This window comes from Salegentibacter lacus (assembly GCF_020164555.1).
In the GTDB taxonomy this organism is placed as follows: Bacteria; Bacteroidota; Bacteroidia; order Flavobacteriales; family Flavobacteriaceae; genus Salegentibacter; species Salegentibacter lacus.
Map to the genome: position 1 here is coordinate 27,636 of NZ_JAIQZB010000004.1, position 19,064 is coordinate 46,699.

The following is a 19,064-nucleotide window of genomic DNA, read 5'->3' on the forward strand; positions in this document are numbered from 1 at the left end:
TAAATAAAAACAAAGATCATGGCCTTAGAAATGAAAGTTCCTTCTCCGGGAGAATCTATAACCGAAGTTGAAATAGCCGAGTGGTTAGTTGAAGACGGCGACTACGTAGAAAAAGATCAGCCAATTGCCGAAGTAGATAGCGATAAAGCTACATTGGAACTTCCGGCTGAAGCCAGCGGTATCATTACGCTTAAAGCTGAAGAAGGTGATGCTGTAGCTGTGGGGCAAGTAGTATGTCTTATTGATACCGAGGCTGAAAAGCCGGGTGGAGGTGATGATAAAAAAGAATCTAAAGACAAAAAAGAAAAAGAGGAGTCTAAGGATGATTCTTCAGATAAAAAAGAAAAGGAAGATAAAGACAAGGCTGATTCTAAAACCCAGGAATCTTCTAAATCTTCAACACCTTCTCAAAAACAAGATTCTCACGCAAAAGGTAGCCCGTCTCCTGCTGCTAAAAAGATCCTTGATGAAAAAGGAGTTGATGCTAAAGATGTAGAAGGAAGCGGAAGAGATGGACGTATCACTAAAGATGATGCTGTTCAGGCAAAAGCTTCTATGGGAAGTCCGGGTAAAGGAAAACGCGGAGAATCTAAGAAGAAAATGTCTATGCTTCGTAGAAAGGTGGCTTCGCGATTGGTTTCAGTTAAAAATGATACCGCTATGCTTACTACTTTTAATGAAGTAGATATGCAGCCTATTTTCAACTTAAGAAAAAAATACAAAGAGGAATTCAAAGACAAGCACGGCGTGAGTTTAGGTTTTATGTCTTTCTTTACCCTTGCAGTGGTGCGTGCGCTGGAACAATATCCAGGTGTGAATTCTATGATAGATGGCGATCATCAGATTAGTTTCGATTATAAAGATATTAGTATTGCGGTTTCAGGACCAAAAGGTTTAATGGTGCCGGTAATAAGAAATGCTGAAAATCTTAGTTTTAGAGGAGTAGAAGATGAGGTAAAACGTCTGGCTACAAAAGCCCGTGACGGGAAAATTACCGTAGACGAAATGACCGGCGGTACTTTTACAATTACCAATGGAGGCGTATTTGGTTCTATGCTTTCTACGCCAATTATTAATCCTCCGCAAAGTGCTATTTTAGGAATGCACAACATTGTTGAGCGCCCTGTGGCTATAGATGGTCACGTAGAAATTCGCCCTATTATGTATGTGGCACTTTCTTACGATCACAGGATTATTGATGGTAAAGAATCTGTTGGTTTCCTTGTAGCGATTAAAGAAGCTATAGAAAATCCTGAAGAATTATTGATGGATAATGACGTGAAAAGAGCGCTTGAGCTTTAAATAAACCGATGTTTATAAAAATAAAAAAGGCAGCCGATCGGCTGCCTTTTTTTGATACCACAAATAACAATTAAAATAAAAACAAATTTATTATGTTCAAAAACAAAACGAATACTACAAAAATACCTAAGAAAATATAAATAAGATTATCGCGAAGTTTGTTTTTAGACACAATTGACATAGACTAACATTAATTTAATCAAACTTAAGTAACATCAGTCGGTGAGTCAAGGGGATATTTCCCCTTTCTAAAATGTTATTTTAAATAAAACGCGGGTGCCTTGTAGTCTATAATTGCTTTTCCTCTTTTTAAAAGATCAGCGCCAATAATACCGTGAACCTTTTCGGCTTCGTGGTTTACCAGGGCTTCATTTACGTGTCTTAAATCAAAGAGTACGAGGTCTACTTTTTTCTTTTTCCAGCCTTTTATTTCTATTCGGTTTTTTTGGGCGATTTGCGTAAGCATATTGGTTGCGCCGGCGCCGGCAGCTTTAACATCACTGTCTTCGGCAAGAAGTTTAAAGTGCTCTACAGCTTCGAGGCCGACGCAAGTACTGGAAGCTCCCGTATCAAGGATAAAGTTCCCTTCAATATTATTAATTTTGGCTACCAATTCCAGGTGTTGGGTTTTGGTATATTTCAATTTTATACGTTTAAAGCCTTTTTCTTTCAGCAGTTTTTTTAAAGATGACATTCTTTATGTTTTTCGCAAAGATAGGTCTTCAAAATAAATTATTTTTGCTTTTATGATTTTAACCGATACGCATATACATCTTTACAGCGAAGATTACGAAAAGGACAGGGATGAGCTTATAGAAAACGCCTTTCAGCAAAATATTGAACGGTTCTTTCTGCCTGCCATAGACTCTGAAACTACAGAAGCTATGTACGATTTGGAGGCACATTATCCCGAGAATGTTTTTTTAATGATGGGGTTACATCCAACTCATGTTCAGGAGAATTTTGAGGAAGAATTAGAACATGTAGAAGAGCAATTTGAAAAAAGAAGATTTTATGCCGTCGGCGAGATTGGTATAGATCTTCATTGGGATAAGAGTACTTTGGAAATTCAGCAGGAAGCTTTCAGGAGGCAAATCCAGCTTGCGAAGAAATACAAGCTTCCTATTGTGATTCATTGTAGAAAAGCTTTTGATGAGGTTTTTGACGTTTTGGAAGAAGAAAAAAGTGAGGATCTTTTCGGGATTTTTCACTGCTTTACAGGAACTCTGGAACAGGCTAAAAGAGCCCTTTCTTATAATTTAAAACTTGGAGTTGGAGGTGTGGTTACTTTTAAAAACGGGAAAATCGATAAATTTCTGAATGAAATACCTTTAAAGGAAATCCTTTTGGAAACCGATGGTCCATATTTATCACCATCGCCTTTCCGCGGAAAGCGTAACGAACCCGAATACCTGTTAAAAGTAGCAGAAAAGCTTGCTGAAATATATGAAAAACCGCTTGCTGAAGTTGCTGAAATAACCACCCAGAATTCAAAAGATATATTTGGGATATAAAGGAGGTTAAAATTAAAATTTGTTCATTTGCCTAGCTAACACAATTTTGCGTGAAAGAATTTGACGACATAAGGTTTTACAACGAGAGTGAGGTGCAACCTGCCTTGCAGGAGTACATGAGGCACCCCATGTTTAAAACACTATTGCAGTTTACATTTCCTGAGAAAAGTTCTGAGGAAATTGCTGCAATTATAGGAGAATGCCATTCTATCAGGGATTTTCAAACCAAAGTGATTTATAATTCGGTTTTAAAAGTTATCGAAAAAAGCACTGAAGGACTTACCTACAATGGTTTTGATAAATTAGATAGCGATCAGGCTTACTTTTATATCTCCAATCATCGTGATATTATTCTCGACACCTCATTGCTGAATACCACTTTGTATAAGCAGGACCTTGTCATGACGGCTTCAGCTATTGGGGATAACCTGGTGCAGAAACCTTTCTTAATGGCTTTATCTCGTTTAAACCGGAATTTTCTAGTAAAACGCGGAATTAGTCCCAGGGAAATGCTGAAAAGTTCTATGGTGCTTTCAGCGTATATTAAAAACCTGCTGCTAGAAGATGGAAGATCGGTTTGGATGGCGCAAAGAGAAGGTAGAACCAAAGATGGAAGCGATTATACACAGCAAGGTGTGCTAAAAATGCTTGCTATGGGCAAAGGTAAGAAGAGCCTGGCCGAGTATTTTACTGAACTCAAAATTGTGCCGGTAGCGATTTCCTATGAATTTGATCCTACCGATATTTTAAAAATGCCTGAGCTTCTTGCTAAAAGAATGAAAGAAGAATATGTGAAATCGGCTAACGAAGATTTTAATTCTATTATGCAAGGTGCCCTTGGGAATAAGGGGCGTATTCATATAAATGCTGGCGAAGTGCTTACCAAAGAAGTTTTTGAAGAAATTGAGAAAGAGCATAATTCTATTAACGCGCAACTAAAAGCAGTTGCGGCAAAAATAGATCAGCATATCTATAAAAATTACAAATTATGGCCGGCCAATTATATTGCTTTCGATTTGCTGAAGAATTCAGAAACCTATGCCGGTAAATATTCAGATAAAGAAAAAAGGCAGTTTGAGCGCCGACTTAGCCGAAGGGTAGATGTGAAAAATGCCCTGGAGCTAAACAGTTATTTATTAATGTATGCAAATCCTGTAATTAATAAAGAAGCGCTTTATGAAGAAAAGAGCTAAAATCCTGCTTGTCTATACCGGGGGAACTATTGGTATGATTAAGGATTATGATTCTGGAGCCCTTAAGGCTTTTAATTTTAATGAATTATTGCAAAACATCCCCGAGCTTAAAATTCTGGAGCACGAGATTGATACTTTGAGTTTTGATGATCCTATAGATTCCTCTAATATGAATGTGGAATGCTGGGTAAAGGTTGCAAATACGATTAATGAGAATTTTGAAACCTACGATGGTTTTGTGGTTTTGCACGGTAGCGATACTATGTCTTATACCGCATCGGCTCTTAGTTTTATGTTTGAAAATTTAACCAAACCAATTATTTTCACCGGATCACAATTACCCATTGGGGATTTAAGAACAGACGCCAAAGAAAACCTTATTACCAGTATTCAAATCGCCGGTTTGCAAAAAAATGGGAAACCTGTAATTTCTGAAGTCGGACTTTATTTTGAATATAAATTATACCGAGCCAATAGAACTACAAAGATTAATGCAGAACATTTTCAGGCTTTTGCTTCACTAAATTATCCTCCTTTGGCTGAATCGGGTGTGTATCTTTCAGTTGATTATAATGCTTTATGGCGTCCAAATCGCAGGCAAAGAACAAAATTGCACACAGGATTTAATAATGAAGTGCTGATTTTAAAGATTTTTCCGGGTATAAATGCCAAAACAGTGGAGTATATGTTATCTAAACCCGGTCTAAAAGGTGTGGTTCTGGAAACTTATGGGAGCGGTAATGCGCCAAGCGACGAATGGTTTCTGGATATTCTAAAAAGAAAAATTTCTGAAGGATTATTCGTAGTAAATGTTACCCAATGTATTGGTGGAAGTGTAGTTATGGGTCAATATGAAACAAGCGTTCAGCTTAAAAAAATAGGTGTGGTTTCAGGAAAAGATATCAGTACTGAAGCTGCGGTGGCAAAATTAATGTATCTTTTAGGAAAAGAATTGTCTCCTAAAGTGTTTAAAACTATATTTGAAACCTCTCTTAGAGGGGAAATGTCATAAAATTAACGGCAGATGCTTGACGAAGTATATTTTTTTTCGTTATTTGGCGCACCGTTTGGAAAACGTTAAGAAAGAGAGGTGGCCGAGTGGTCGAAGGCGCACGCCTGGAAAGTGTGTATACGCTACAAGCGTATCGAGGGTTCGAATCCCTTCCTCTCTGCAATAATTATTATATTTTTATTAAAAATTTATTTTTATATCTTTAACCCTTTAACTAATTAAATTAAGACAAACAGTAATGAAAAGATTATTTTCTATTTTGGTAATCGCCGCGGTGATGGTACTTGGAGCCGGAAACCTAAATGCGGCCAATAATGTTAACACATTACCTGGTACAATTGTAAATTTTGTACAAGATGAAGAGGCTGCAGCTGCCGCAGATGAGGCAGAGGAAGAAACTCTTGGTTTTCATCAGGAACTCAAAAAACGATTTATAGAAGGTGGTCCTGCATTTATGGGGATTGTTCTTCTATGTTTAATTCTTGGATTGGCTGTTGCCATAGAGAGAATTATCTTTTTAAACCTTTCTACAACTAACACTAAGAAATTAGCTAGAGATGTAGAAGATGCTTTAAATAGTGGTGGTGTAGAATCTGCTAAGGAAGTTTGTAGAAATACAAAAGGACCTGTTGCTTCTATCTACTATCAGGGTCTTGATCGTGCAGACGAAAGTATTGATGCTGCAGAAAAAGCTGTGGTAGCTTACGGTGGTGTTCAAATGGGACAGTTGGAGAAAAACGTTTCCTGGTTGTCTTTATTTATCGCTATTGCTCCTATGCTTGGTTTCATGGGTACTGTAATTGGTATGATTACCGCCTTCGATAGAATTGAGGCTGCTGGTGATATGCAACCATCTCTTGTTGCCGGAGGTATTAAAGTGGCACTTCTTACAACCGTATTTGGTTTGATCGTAGCTATTATTCTTCAAATTTTTTATAATTATATTATCGCTAAGATAGATAGTATTGTAAACGATATGGAAGATGCATCTATCACTCTTATCGATATGTTGGTAGCTTACAAAAACAAAAAAAGAATCTAAGACCAGATTAAATTATGACTTTACATAAAATATTAAAATATGTATCCATCGTTATAGGCGTTATAGGTCTTATCCTTTTAGGTAGGATACTTGCCGAAGACGGTGATGCTATAGAGGCCTCGGCCGATTTGCAAACCAGTTTGCTCAATCCATTTATGTATGTTGCATATTTAGTATTGGCAATTGTGATTGCTTTGGTTCTCGTCTTTGTGATAAAAGGCCTGTTTAAAGGAAATATAAAAAACACGCTAATTGCTGTTGGAGCATTCCTGGCGGTTATTATAATAGCTTACCTTGTAACTGACGGATCTCAAATGACGCTTAAGGACGGAGACATACTTTCGGCTAGTGCAGCCCATTGGATAAGTGCAGGTTTAGTGACTTTTTATATTCTTGCAGGAATTGCGATTTTAGCAATGTTTATATCAGGAGTTAAAAAATTAACTAAGTAAAATTATGGCAAAAAGAGACGCACCAGAAGTTAATGCCGGTTCTATGGCCGATATTGCTTTCTTGCTGCTAATCTTCTTTCTGGTAACTACTACCATTGAGACAGATAGCGGAATTAGCAGGAAGTTGCCGGAATGGCAGCCTGAAGAGCAGGATCCGCCAATAATTAAAGAACGGAATATCTTCCAGGTATTAGTTAATTCTAATAACGAATTACTTGTAGAAGATGAAGAGATGGAGATCGGGGAATTAAGACAGGCAGCTGTTGAGTTTCTTGATAATGGTGGAGGAACAGGTGATGAAGCTTGTGATTTTTGCCAGGGAGCCGGAGACCAGAGTTCATCTGTTAACCCAACGAAAGCTATTATTTCTTTGGTTAATAACAGAGGAACCGAGTATGGAACTTACATCGCTGTACAAAACGAACTTGTAGCGGCTTATAACCAACTTAGAGATAGAGAGGCCCAACGTTTGTTTGGAACCAGCTTTACAGAGATGGAGGCCAAATACAATGACTCGCGTACAAGTGAAGACGCTAAAGAAACTTTGAAGGAGAGAATTGAATTGATAAAAGATATGATCCCTCAAAAGCTTTCTGAAGCAGAACCTACGAGTTAATAACCTTAATATAAAACTTAAATTTAAGACTTAATTATGTCTAAATTCAAAAAGAAAAAGAGTGAAGGGCAACCAGCCATTAGTACAGCATCTTTACCAGATATTGTATTTATGTTACTGTTCTTCTTTATGGTTGTTACCGTTATGCGCCAAAATACGTTGATGGTACAAAATAAACTGCCATTTGCCGATCAAACTGAAAAGTTGGATAAGAAGGACTTGGTAATGTACATTTACGCCGGAAAACCCAGCCCACGTTACCAGGAAAGATTTGGTAGTGAAGCCAGGATTCAGTTAAATGATAAATTCGCTAGTGTAGGTGAAGTACAGCAGTTTATTTTTTCTGAAAGGGAAACTAAACGTGAAGAGTTAATTCCATATCTTACAACTGCCCTTAAGGTAGATGAAGAAACTAATATGGGATTGGTTTCAGATATTAAACAAGAATTAAGAAAAGCTGAGGCCTTAAAGATTAACTACACAACCAAAGAAGGTGATGCTCTGCAAAATATGCAATAATTACCAGTAGGTTATTTTTTCAAAACTGTATAAACATCCTGTCAAAATTTAAATATTTGACAGGATGTTTTTTTTATCTTTAATCTCAATTTAGCTTTGGTTTAAAATGTATAAGATATTCTCTTTTTTTTTCTTCGTTATGTTTCTTAGTGCCCCAGTTTGGGCGCAAACTGAAGAAAAGGATAGATTAGAAAGCATTCCCGATTCGGTTACTTCGGTAATAGATAGTTTGTATCGTGAAGATCAGTTTTATGTTGGCTTAACCTTTAATCTTATAGGAAACAAACCTGAAGCTATTTCCCAATCGGGGTTTTCAGGTGGAATACATGCCGGATTTACGAGAGATTTCCCTCTAAATAAACGTCGAAATATTGCGATTGCTGCCGGATTAGGTTGGTCTTTGAATAGTTATAGCCATAATCTCTTTATAGGCGAAGATGCCAATGGAGAAAGTATTTTTAGGAATCTTACTCGTGATTTAGAGTATGGTACTAACCGTTTTACTGCACAGCTAATCGAAGCGCCGCTGGAATTTCGTTGGCGTACTTCTACTCCAGAAACGTATAAATTCTGGAGAATTTATACAGGATTAAAATTCGGGTATATTTATCATTTTAAAAGTAATTTTGTTCAACCTGAAAACCAGGTCGTCCAAACCGATGTTCCAGAATTAGATCGTTTGCGAATGGGAGCAACTTTTACATTTGGATATAATACCTTCAATTTTCATATTTATTACAGTTTAAATTCTCTATTTCCGGACGCTCGCTTAAATGGTGAAACTATAGATATTTCGGTATTTAGAGTTGGGCTTATGTTTTACATTCTATAACCAGAAATATAAAACCAAAGTTTGTGGTATTACCCCGCAAAGGAGGCCAAGTAGAAGTTCATTAAATGTATGTGCTTTATAGTAAATTCTGGAAGATGCGGTGATACCCAGGGCAAGAATTAAAAAGCTAATGGTATAGGTTAAATTTATCTTGAAATTTAGACTTATGCCTATTATAAAAATTATAAGTCCGCTAAGTCCCATAATATGTAAACTGGCTTTTAAACGGAACATTACCAGTACAAACGCGAGTAAAGTTGAAAAAAGAATACCTACAAAGAAGTAATAAAGCTCGGCATAATTATAGGCATTTAGTATCTGATTTAGAACCATCGTGACTAAGATGGCAAAGAAAAGTAAAGGCCATTTACGCTCATTTACATCTTCTAAAAAAATAGATTGTGCCTTTCCCAGGTTTTTCAATAAGAAGTAAAATACAACCGGTATAAAGATGGTGAGTATTGCAATTGCAAGAAGTTTAGCCTGCGTTACTCCCGATGGAAAAAATCGTGGTGTAAATAAAAAATAAAGTAAACTTCCTACCAGCGGTATCCAAAGCGGATGAAATATGAAGGAGGCACTTTTTAATAGAAATTTCATTAAATCTCTTTTCGAAGTCTTGCTACCGAAATATCTAACTGCTCCCTGTATTTTGCCACAGTACGTCTTGCTATAGGATAACCTTTGTCTTTTAGCACCTTTGCCAGCTTTTCGTCAGTAAGTGGTTTTCGTTTGTCTTCTTCCTCAATAGACATCTCAAGGATTTTCTTGATCTCCCGGGTAGAAACATCTTCTCCCTGATCGTTTTTCATAGATTCAGAGAAGAATTCTTTAATAAGTTTAGTCCCGTAAGGAGTATCTACATATTTACTATTAGCAACACGGGAAACCGTAGAAACATCCATTTCTATTTCGTCGGCAATATCCTTTAAAATCATAGGGCGTAAATTACGCTCATCGCCGGTAAGGAAATATTCTTTTTGGTAGTTCATAATAGAACTCATAGTTACCATCAAGGTTTGCTGCCTTTGTTGTATAGCTTCAATAAACCATTTTGCGGCGTCCAGTTTCTGTTTTATAAACATTACCGCATCTTTCTGCGCCTTTGTCTTTTCTTTAGATTCCTTATAGCCTTTTAGCATATCGCTATAATCCCGGGAAACGTGCATTTGTGGTGCGTTTCTTCCGTTAAGGCTTAATTCTAAATCGGCATCGACTATTTTTATAGTAAAATCTGGGATTACGTGTTCTACCATCCTTGTATTTCCGGAGTAAGAACCACCCGGTTTAGGATTTAAATGCTCAATTACATCTATGGCTCCCCGAAGTTCGTCTTCAGAAATATCGTGTCTTGAAAGTATTTTTGTGTAATGTTTTTTGCTGAATTGATCAAAAGAGCGATCTAAAATGTCTTCAGCTAATTCAACGGCTTTTGTGGGCTCCCTACGTCTTAATTGTATAAGAAGACATTCCTGAAGCGATCTTGCGCCTACGCCCGCCGGATCAAGTTCCTGAACCTTTTTGAGCACTTTCTCTACCGACTTTTCATCGGTATAAATATTTTGGGTAAATGCCAGGTCGTCTACAACATCCTGTAACTCTCTTCTTAAGTATCCACTTTCATCAACACTGCCTACTAAAAATGCAGCGATTTGCTCTTCAGTTTCATCGAATCTAAGCGTGCTTAGCTGGGTGGTTAAATATTGTGTAAAGGACGTTCCTGCAGCATATGGGACACTTTTTTCATCATCATCAGGGCTGTAATTATTGGCTTGAAGCCTGTAATTCGGTACCTCGTCGTCACTCAAATATTCATCAACATCAATTTCAGTTTCTATAGATTCGGTTCCTTCATCTTCCCGTTCTTTGTCATTATAATCGTCTTCATATTCCTCGTATTCATCCTGAGATTCCAGCTTACCATCTTCCAAAGCCGGATTTTCTTCCAGCTCCTGTTTTATACGCTGCTCAAAAGCTTGCGTAGGAAGTTGTATAAGCTTCATCAGCTGAATTTGCTGAGGGGAAAGCTTTTGGGATAATTTGAGATTTAGTTGCTGTTTAAGCATAAATTTATTTTGCTTTACTCACTCACTAAGTGAGATTTAATTCATTTCAACGCTAAGTCGAAACATTTGTTGTTTACTACAAAAATAAGCAAAACAAAGCGACACAGCCTTTGGCATAGTAAATGATTGTGGTAAAATTTTGTTAAGTATTCTTAGCGAAACTCTTAATTTCCCTGAATTTCTTCGGAAGCGGAAGCTCAAAATTCATATTTTCCTTACTTAAAGGATGCTGAAATTCAAGGCCTGTAGCAGCTAAAAATAAACCGCTTTTTTTGATAATTTCTGAATTTTTACCGTAAAGTTTATCGCCCACAATTGGATTTCCATTGGTTGCCAGATGAATCCTTATCTGGTGCGTTCTTCCCGTTTTTGGAAAAGCTTTAACCAGGCTTAAACTTTCATTTTTAAGTTGAAAATGTTCCAAAATTTCGATGCGGGTTTCAGCTTCTTTTTCTTCTATCTTATCTTTTAAAATAACTGAAGCGGGAATAGTTCCTGAAACTAGCGCGTGATAGCTTTTTTGGATCTTTTTTTCTTCAAAAAGCCTGTTTAAATCCACCTGAACCGATTTGCTTTTCGCAACAAGCAATAATCCGGAAGTTGGGTTGTCTAAGCGATGCACAGGTAGGGGAGCCGGTAAAGCATCTTTAGCTTTAGATTCTTTTAAATTAAAAGGTAACGCATTCTCAATAGTTTTAAAATAATTCCCGCTAGTTGGCATCCCAGCCGGTTTATGCACAACCGCAAGGTAATCGTCTTCAAAAATCACTTCCAGTTTTAAAGTGAATACTTTTCTTACTGGATTTTCGGATTCAAGCAATTCCAGTTTTTGACCTTCTTTAATCCAGTCTGAAGTTTTTGCGGGTTGCCTGTCTAAAAGGATAAGTTCTTTTTTTAAAGCCTTCTTAAGCGAGCTTTTGGTGGGAAGGGAAGCAAAGATAGAAACCGCGTATTCCTGTAACCTGATTTTTTCAGTTATTACGGGAACAATATGCGTTTCTCTAATTTTCAATGGTCAGGTGGTTATTATAAACTAAAAGCTTTCGTCAAGCTGAACTTGTTTCAGCTTCTAACATGATGCAAATTTTTAATCAAATTAGATCCTGAAATAAATTCAGGATGACGTAGACAAGAATAAAAAAACCTCACAAGTTTTGAAAGCCTGTGAGGTTTTTAAAATATCTTAAAACTCAGCGTTACCGGGGAATCTTGGGAATGGAATTACATCCCTGATATTTCCCATTCCGGTTACGAATTGTACCAGTCTCTCAAACCCAAGTCCGAAACCACTGTGTACACAGGTTCCAAACTTACGGGTGTCCAGGTACCACCACAATTCTTTTTCGTCTATATTTAATTCCTTCATTTTATTTTGAAGCACGTCTAAACGCTCTTCCCTTTGTGAACCGCCAACAATTTCACCAATACCAGGGAATAAAATGTCCATCGCTCTTACGGTTTTACCGTCTTCGTTAAGACGCATATAAAAAGCCTTGATGTTTGCAGGATAATCGAACAAAATTACTGGGCACTTAAAGTGTTTTTCAACTAAAAAGCGTTCGTGCTCACTTTGTAAGTCGGCGCCCCATTCTTCAATGATATAGTTGAATTTTTTCTTTTTGTTCGGTTTGCAATTTTTAAGGATCTCGATAGCTTCAGTATAACTTACCCTTTTAAAATTGTTGTCTATCACAAAATGAAGTTTATCCAAAAGTCCCATTTCGCTGCGATCAGCTTTAGGTTTTGCATCTTCTTCAGTTTTAAACCTTTTGTCGAGGAATTCCAAGTCGTCCTGGCAGTTTTCTAAAATATATTTCAGTACATATTTTATAAAATCTTCAGCTAAATCCATATTGCCATCCAGGTCACAGAAAGCCACTTCGGGCTCTATCATCCAGAATTCAGCTAAATGGCGGGAAGTATTGGAATTTTCAGCCCTAAAAGTAGGTCCGAAAGTATAAATTTGTCCGAGACCCATGGCATAGGCTTCGCCTTCTAACTGACCGGAAACCGTTAAATTGGTCTCTTTTCCGAAGAAATCTTCACGAAAATCGATGCTACCGCCTTCATTTTTTGGAGGGTTTTCCATATTTAAAGCACTAACCCTAAACATTTCTCCCGCACCCTCGGCATCACTTCCAGTTATAATTGGCGTGTTTACATAATGAAAGTTATTTTGCTGAAAATAACTGTGTACAGCAAAAGACAGTTTAGAACGTACACGCATAATCGCGCCAAAAGTATTGGTGCGCACTCGTAAATGAGCTTGTTCCCTTAGCTTTTCAAGGCTGTGGCGCTTTGGGGAAAGAATGGTGAGTTTCACCTCTTCCGGATTTGCATCTCCGAGAATAGTAAATTCTTTAACTTCAATCTCAACTCTTTGTTGATTTCCCTGACTTTCAACCAAAGTACCTTTTACAGAAACCGCAGCGCCAATGGTGATTCTTTTCAGCTGATCCTGATCAAAATTTTCAAAATCTATTACACATTGCAGGTTGTTGATGGTAGAACCATCGTTTAAGGCAATAAAGCGATTGCTCCTAAAAGAACGAACCCAGCCGTTCACCTCAAATTCCTGTAGAAATTGATTGCTGTCTAATATTTCAGCAATTTTTGCTTGTATCATTTATGTTAGATTTAGAAAAAACAAATATAATTTTTCCGTCTCAGCCTGCAAAGCAAGCCGGTTTTTATTAATCCCTCCAGAGGCTTTAATTCCCTGGAGGCTTTTCTCGAATGAAAATATAATTTTGCAACGCATACCTCGTGGGCTTGCCCCGAGGTTCTTGATTATCTTTCTGAATTTTTAGATTCCTCTTTTTCAATTTCGGCCTCGTCTTCTTCGGTTTCAATAATTTTCATTGCGGGCTCTTTCAATACTTCTTTATTAGCGATGTTTTTCTCTAAGGAAAGTAACAAAGAAGGAAGCAATAATAAATTAGCGAGCATTGCAAAAAGTAATGTTGCAGATACAAAACCTCCAAGTGCTACCGTGCCACCAAAACTACTAATCATAAATACCGAAAACCCGAAAAATAGCACGATAGAAGTATAAAACATACTCACGCCCGTTTCCCGTAAAGCCGCATAAACCGAACGTTTTATTTTCCAGTTGTTGGCTTTAAGTTCCTGCCTGTATTTGGCTAAAAAGTGAATGGTGTCGTCTACCGAAATTCCGAAAGCGATACTAAATACCAAAATGGTAGAAGGTTTTATAGGTACACCCAAAAAGCCCATCATTCCTGCAGTAACCAGCAAAGGAAGTAGATTGGGAACCAGCGAAACCAGGATCATTCTAAACGATCTAAACATCCAGGCCATAAAAAGTGCAATAAGTAAAATGGCCAGGGAAAGCGATATAATAAGGTTTTTTACCAAATAATTGGTTCCCTTTTGAAAGATGAAGGCTTTCCCGGTAATGGAGATTTCGTAGCGTTCCTCTGGAAAAATCTTGTTGATCTTGGGCCAAAGATCTTCTTCCAAATCTTCCATCTTCTCGGTGCCAATATCCTTCATATAAGCGGTAATCCTGGCATATCTTCCCGTGCTGTCTACGTATGAAGTGAGTAAATTTTCATCTGAAGAAAAACCTTTGGTGTAAGGCATTATAAAATTCTGTTCCTGTGAACTGGGCAATTGATAGTATTGAGCATCGCCATTATAAAAAGCCTGCTTTGAATATTTTACCAGCCGGGTTATAGAAATTGGCTGAGAAAATTCAGGAATTTCAGCAAGATGGTTTTCTAATTCTTCTATTCGCTTAAGCGTAGCCGACTTTAAAACCCCATTCTTTCGTTTTGTATCCACAAGGATTTCCAAAGGCATCACTCCGTCAAATTCTTCCTCAAAGAATTTGATGTCCTGGAAGAATTCTGCTTCTTCGGGCATATCTTCCAGTAAACTTCCCGAAATTTTTATGGTGTAAATTCCAATGATGCTCGCAACTAAAAGAACAATGGAAGTTATATAAATACTGATGCGGTGATGTCTCACCATGCGTTCCATCCAGCCCACAAAACCGCCTATCCATCGCTTGTTAAGGTGTTTTAAGTGTTTACGTTTTGGCAAATTCATATAGCTGTAGATAATGGGAATTATCAACAAGCTGAGAATAAATATCGCCACAATATTTATGGAAGCTACAATACCGAATTCCTTTAGCAGGGTACTATCGGTTAAAATAAAAGTAGCAAAACCGGAAGCCGTAGTAATATTGGTCATTAAAGTGGCGTTTCCAACTTTGGTAATTACCCGTTGCAGCGATTTTGCCTGGTTGCCGTGTTTTTTGATTTCCTGCTGGTATTTATTGATGAGGAAAATACAGTTAGGAATCCCTATTACAATAATTAGCGGTGGAATAAGTGCGGTAAGCACCGTAATCTCGTAATGCAACAAACCAATGACTCCAAAAGCCCACATCACACCAATACAAACCGTGATCATGGAAATAATTGTAGCTCTTATTGATCTAAAAAAGAAGAAAAAAATCAGCGAAGTAACACCAAGCGCGGCTAGAATAAAAAGCCCTATTTCATCAATTATATTCTGAGCATTCAGCGTTCTTATGTAAGGCATCCCGGAGACTTTTACATCTATACCGGTTTTTTCTTCAAAATTAGCAATGAGCGGCTGTAATTCATCTATAACAAAGGTTTTTCGTTCCTTAGAATTCACGATTTCCTTATTCAAATAAATCGCAGATTGCAGCGTATTGGAGTGTGAACTATAAACCAGGTTTTCGTAAAACGGCAGTTGGTTATAAAGTTGATCCTGGTATTGCTGAAGTTCTTCTTCTGTAGGATCTTCTTCTGTAATAAAAGGAACCATTTCAAAACGGCTGGGATCTTCAAACTTTTTTAATTGCTGAAGATTGCTCACAGAAATCGCATAATCTACCGCTGGATATGCTTCCAGTGTTTGGGTGAGCTCTTTCCAGGCTCTAAAATTTTCAGGTTGAAAAAGCGTAGAATCTTTTATACCAAGAAGAACGAGATTTCCCTCTTCCCCAAATTTGGCAAGAAATTCATTATAAGCGATATTTTCAACGTGATCGTCTGGTAATAGGTTAGCTTCAGTATAGGAAAAACGCATATTTTTCCATTGGGTGGAGAAAAACACCGTAACGGCAATAATGAGCAAAAGTATAACAATCCTGTTACGCAGTATTAATCGCGCAACTGAGTTCCAGAATCCGAAACTAAAAATCTTGGCCATGGGAAGTTTTTAAGCGAGCGCAAAGGTATAAAAAGGAAGCCTATTTATCAGGGTTTAAGCGATTAAAGTAGCGCCGCCTAAATATCTATATGAAAGGTGAATTTAAAAGCAAAATTTTCATCAAAAGTAGGCAAACTGTATGGGCCGTAGCGGTAAGCCGCTCCTAAACCGAAACCGACAAGGATTTTTTGTAATTCTATCCCAAATTCGTGATAACCCTGTTCTAAACTTTTAAACGGAATATTGTGCCTTTCAGTATTGCTTATGTCACCAATAACGTGACGAGAAATAAAAACAAGTTCAGGCTGAATTAACCTGTGAACATTTATTGGCCTTAATTGGTGTTTTATGTGCAACATCGCCTGCTTATCGCTAAAAAACTCGTTGTAATACATCGTTTCAAAACTTCGTCTTCCGGCTACAGAGAACCGACTTAAAATCCCTTCGCGTGAAGGGCTGTTAGGTAGGGAATGAAATAAATGTGTTAGCGGAACTTCCCCGGCAGCATAGTTTCCTTCCAGGATAATTTCAGTTCGGGATTGGTTGAGCCTTTTAATTTCGTGTTCTATTAAAAGACCGAATTTGGTGTAATCAAAATCGCTCCCAAAAATTCCGGAAACACCTTTGGTAATTTGTCCCGTAAACTTAGGATAGCCTTTCTCTATTAATTTGGTAGAACTTGGGGTTTCTAGGAATTTGGCAAACGGCCTCCATGAGAAAGAAAATATAGCTTCAGAAAGCTTGTATTCTGAATATTCCTGCCCATTCAATAAAAAGCTGTAATCCCTGGTTTGAGAAATATCGCTTTTAGAAATTTGAAGCTCAGTTTTAAAATCTGAGCCAAATCTATGGGTTAAACCGCTGCTTAAAGTGCGATGCTCATAAAAGAAATTAATGTTTACAAATCGTGGTTCTACAATAGAAAAATCGTTCTTGCCCTGCAGGTAGCTAAAGCTTCCGGTTTCTACGATATCACGGGTGTAGTTGAATTTGAGATCGGTTTCGGTAGCTTTATTTAAATAGATTGAAGTTCCCAGGTTATATTTAAAGAGTTCGTCTTTGGTACCGTAAACCAGGTAGCCATTTAAGCTGAATTTCTTTGAAAATTGTTCATTTGTCTTCCCTCCAAAGCCAAGTCGAATTCCTTCATAATTATTGAACTTAAAAAACTTTCCGAGATCAAAATCCCAAAATCCCACAGGATAATATCCGGTAGAAACCGAATTTTGAAGCGCTAATTTTTCCTCAATATTTTTTTCTTTTATAAGGCTTTCGGCACGTTGCTGACTAATTTTGTTTTGTGCGCTTAAAGCTTCGGTCCTGTTTTGTTTCCAAAAGCTTTCTTCGCGGTTAATCGCTTCCGGTTGCACAAGAATTTCAGCTGAAGTTTTTAAAGTTTCAGTTGAATTTAGATGAATATCGAAATTGGTGCTTGTGGCGTTTAAAAATAGGTTTGGATCACCTTCTCCCGGAGCCAGAACATTATTTAGTATAGATTTTTTTTTCTGAAGTGTTCCTGCCGATATAATTCCGCCAAAAACCGAAATTGCCTTCTCGCCATTTCCAGGGCGAATTGTTGTGGTTTGTGTTTTAGGGAACCACAAATTTTCTTCAGGGAAATATTGATATTCCTGATCTATTTCCAGTTTTATTGCTCCCAGGAGTTGCGCCTTTGCCTGCTGGATGGCTAAAGTTTCAGTGTCCAGGTAAAGAAGTCCTTCCAAACCGGCAACGGCATGTTGTCTTTTTGGTTTGAAATAAACCACATAAGCAGGACGGGAAGCTTTTGTAGTGTCCAAAATTCTAAACGTATAATTCTTGAAAGCAGAATTTTGCAACGGCCCGGCATAATCTGTTTCAAAAATTCTAAAATCTTTTTCATACAGCGAAAATGGATTTACCGAAAGCGATAAGATCTCATAGACGGGTTTCTCAAACCCCGTGGTATTTAATGCCTGGACTTCTTCTTTTAAACCCTCTTTTTGAGTAAAATAAAATGTTGAAATTTTTTCTGAAAAATAACTCGCGGCAGAATTTATTACGGTGCCTATTTCAAAATTAGTACTGTCGCTTTGCATTGTTAATACGGCAGACTCATTGTCAATAATAAACTTATTGTAATTCTTAAAGTTGAAATTTTGTAGTTTTTCTTCGGGATCGTTCTGGTCTTTGCGTGCAATTGCTTTTTCAATTACAGCATTCGCTTTGTTGTTTCCTGAAGAAATAGTGACGGCCTTGAGTTCTTCAATTTTAGGATTTAATTTGATCCTGATGTATTCTACATCTTTCGAAACTGTAAACTCCTGAGGTTCGAAACCTACATAAGAAATACTGATCTCGGTTTCATCCTGGGTAAGCGTAATTGAAAAACTACCGTCTATTTTGCTTAGCTTTTCTTTGTCGGCATACATTATTTTGGCGTAGGCGAGGGGTTCGCCTGTTTGTTCATTTACAATTCTTCCCCTAAGCTGTTGCTGTGCAAAAACCGTAAAGGAAAAAAGCAGAAAAATAAGCAATAACGGGTAACGCATAGGTTTTTCTGGATTATGAACAACAATAAAAAGAGACTGTTTGAAGAGTCTTGATTTCGTCAAGCCGAGTTTATTTCAGCTTCTAACATGTTTAAATTCTCAACAAGTTATAGCTCCGAACAAATTTCGGAGTGAGCTCTGAAACAAGTTCAGGATGACGATTTCACAACTTCTCAAACAGCCTGTAATGTATTATAAGAAACTGACTTTGGATTATATAGTCATAATTTCTTTCTCCTTGTTTTCAAGGATGGCGTCAATACGAGTAATGTGGGCATCGGTTAATTCCTGAACCTCATTTTCGGCGTCTCTCAATAAATCTTCAGAAACATCCAGCTTTTTCAGTTCATTGTTAGCTGTTTTTCTATCGTTTCTAACGCCAACTTTAGCGTCTTCAGCTTCAGCTTTGGCTTGCTTTGTAAGTTGTTTACGACGCTCTTCTGTAAGTGGTGGAACGTTTATAATAACATTCTCTCCATTGTTCATTGGATTAAAACCAAGATTAGCCATCATTATGCCTTTTTCAATTTCTTTAATAAGGCTTTTTTCAAAAGGCTGGATAGAAATAGTTCGAGCATCTGGTGTATTAACATTGGCAACCTGTTGAAGCGGAGTTTGAGCTCCATAATATTCTACCATTACACTACCAAGCATTGCCGGATTGGCTTTACCGGCACGAATGTTTTGCAATTGCTTTTTAAGGTGATCAATTGCTTTGTCCATACCTTCTTTGGCGGTGTCTATAATAAATTCAATTTCGTCTTCCATTTT

Annotated in this window: 17 protein-coding genes and 1 tRNA gene; 10 read left to right on the top strand and 8 right to left on the bottom strand. The window is 37.4% G+C overall.

Annotated elements, in window-relative coordinates; genetic code table 11:
* Window positions 1-18 precede the first annotated feature (18 nt).
* The gene (odhB, locus tag LB465_RS03960; RefSeq protein ID WP_224467269.1) at window positions 19-1,302 is read left to right on the top strand and encodes a 2-oxoglutarate dehydrogenase complex dihydrolipoyllysine-residue succinyltransferase; all 1,284 of its coding nucleotides are present in this window, start codon (window positions 19-21) and stop codon (window positions 1,300-1,302) included.
* A 256-nt stretch (window positions 1,303-1,558) separates the two neighbouring features.
* On the opposite strand, the gene LB465_RS03965 is transcribed toward odhB, so the two are convergent.
* On the bottom strand, window positions 1,559-1,996 hold the full coding sequence (locus LB465_RS03965; protein ID WP_224467271.1) for a retropepsin-like aspartic protease: 438 nt from the start codon (window positions 1,994-1,996) through the stop codon (window positions 1,559-1,561).
* A 52-nt stretch (window positions 1,997-2,048) separates the two neighbouring features.
* On the opposite strand from LB465_RS03965, the gene LB465_RS03970 reads away from it, so the two are divergent.
* The 9 genes from LB465_RS03970 (at window position 2,049) to LB465_RS04010 (ending at window position 8,482) form a co-directional block, all read left to right on the top strand.
* Window positions 2,049-2,816, top strand: coding sequence for a TatD family hydrolase (locus tag LB465_RS03970; RefSeq protein ID WP_224467273.1), 768 nt, complete (start codon window positions 2,049-2,051; stop codon window positions 2,814-2,816).
* 50 nt (window positions 2,817-2,866) lie between these two features.
* Window positions 2,867-4,009 (top strand): 1-acyl-sn-glycerol-3-phosphate acyltransferase, encoded by a 1,143-nt coding sequence (locus LB465_RS03975; RefSeq protein ID WP_224467275.1) that lies wholly within the window; start codon window positions 2,867-2,869, stop codon window positions 4,007-4,009.
* Window positions 3,993-5,021, top strand: a complete 1,029-nt coding sequence (locus tag LB465_RS03980) for an asparaginase (RefSeq protein WP_224467277.1) — start codon at window positions 3,993-3,995, stop codon at window positions 5,019-5,021. The genes LB465_RS03975 and LB465_RS03980 overlap by 17 nt, the downstream gene beginning before the upstream one ends.
* Window positions 5,022-5,093: 72 nt before the next feature.
* Window positions 5,094-5,181: transfer RNA gene (locus tag LB465_RS03985), tRNA-Ser, on the top strand.
* A gap of 78 nt (window positions 5,182-5,259) precedes the next feature.
* Window positions 5,260-6,063: a MotA/TolQ/ExbB proton channel family protein gene (locus tag LB465_RS03990; protein ID WP_075325126.1), complete on the top strand. Its 804-nt coding sequence runs from the start codon at window positions 5,260-5,262 to the stop codon at window positions 6,061-6,063.
* A 14-nt stretch (window positions 6,064-6,077) separates the two neighbouring features.
* Window positions 6,078-6,515, top strand: a complete 438-nt coding sequence (locus tag LB465_RS03995; RefSeq protein ID WP_224467279.1) for a hypothetical protein — start codon at window positions 6,078-6,080, stop codon at window positions 6,513-6,515.
* A gap of 4 nt (window positions 6,516-6,519) precedes the next feature.
* On the top strand, window positions 6,520-7,131 hold the full coding sequence (locus LB465_RS04000) for an ExbD/TolR family protein (protein WP_224467282.1): 612 nt from the start codon (window positions 6,520-6,522) through the stop codon (window positions 7,129-7,131).
* Between the two features lie 36 nt (window positions 7,132-7,167).
* The gene (locus LB465_RS04005) at window positions 7,168-7,650 is read left to right on the top strand and encodes an ExbD/TolR family protein (protein WP_224467284.1); all 483 of its coding nucleotides are present in this window, start codon (window positions 7,168-7,170) and stop codon (window positions 7,648-7,650) included.
* A gap of 106 nt (window positions 7,651-7,756) precedes the next feature.
* Complete coding sequence (locus LB465_RS04010) at window positions 7,757-8,482, top strand: porin family protein (RefSeq protein WP_224467286.1); 726 nt, start codon at window positions 7,757-7,759, stop codon at window positions 8,480-8,482.
* Here LB465_RS04010 and LB465_RS04015 read toward each other — a convergent pair.
* From LB465_RS04015 to frr, 7 genes are all read right to left on the bottom strand, one after another.
* Window positions 8,477-9,082: a hypothetical protein gene (locus tag LB465_RS04015; RefSeq protein WP_224467289.1), complete on the bottom strand. Its 606-nt coding sequence runs from the start codon at window positions 9,080-9,082 to the stop codon at window positions 8,477-8,479. The genes LB465_RS04010 and LB465_RS04015 overlap by 6 nt on opposite strands.
* A complete protein-coding gene (gene rpoN / locus LB465_RS04020) occupies window positions 9,082-10,548 on the bottom strand; it encodes an RNA polymerase factor sigma-54 (RefSeq protein WP_224467291.1) in 1,467 nt (488 codons plus the stop codon). Before rpoN ends, LB465_RS04015 begins: the two co-directional genes overlap by 1 nt.
* A gap of 142 nt (window positions 10,549-10,690) precedes the next feature.
* The gene (locus LB465_RS04025; protein WP_224467293.1) at window positions 10,691-11,560 is read right to left on the bottom strand and encodes an RluA family pseudouridine synthase; all 870 of its coding nucleotides are present in this window, start codon (window positions 11,558-11,560) and stop codon (window positions 10,691-10,693) included.
* Window positions 11,561-11,731: 171 nt separating this feature from the next.
* Entirely contained in the window at window positions 11,732-13,174 is a 1,443-nt protein-coding gene (asnS, locus tag LB465_RS04030) for an asparagine--tRNA ligase (RefSeq protein ID WP_224467296.1), read from the bottom strand.
* Window positions 13,175-13,338: 164 nt separating this feature from the next.
* Window positions 13,339-15,762 (bottom strand): efflux RND transporter permease subunit, encoded by a 2,424-nt coding sequence (locus tag LB465_RS04035; protein ID WP_224467299.1) that lies wholly within the window; start codon window positions 15,760-15,762, stop codon window positions 13,339-13,341.
* Between the two features lie 77 nt (window positions 15,763-15,839).
* A complete protein-coding gene (locus LB465_RS04040) occupies window positions 15,840-18,293 on the bottom strand; it encodes a DUF5686 family protein (RefSeq protein ID WP_224467301.1) in 2,454 nt (817 codons plus the stop codon).
* Between the two features lie 213 nt (window positions 18,294-18,506).
* Complete coding sequence (frr, locus tag LB465_RS04045; protein WP_224467304.1) at window positions 18,507-19,061, bottom strand: ribosome recycling factor; 555 nt, start codon at window positions 19,059-19,061, stop codon at window positions 18,507-18,509.
* Window positions 19,062-19,064 lie beyond the last annotated feature (3 nt).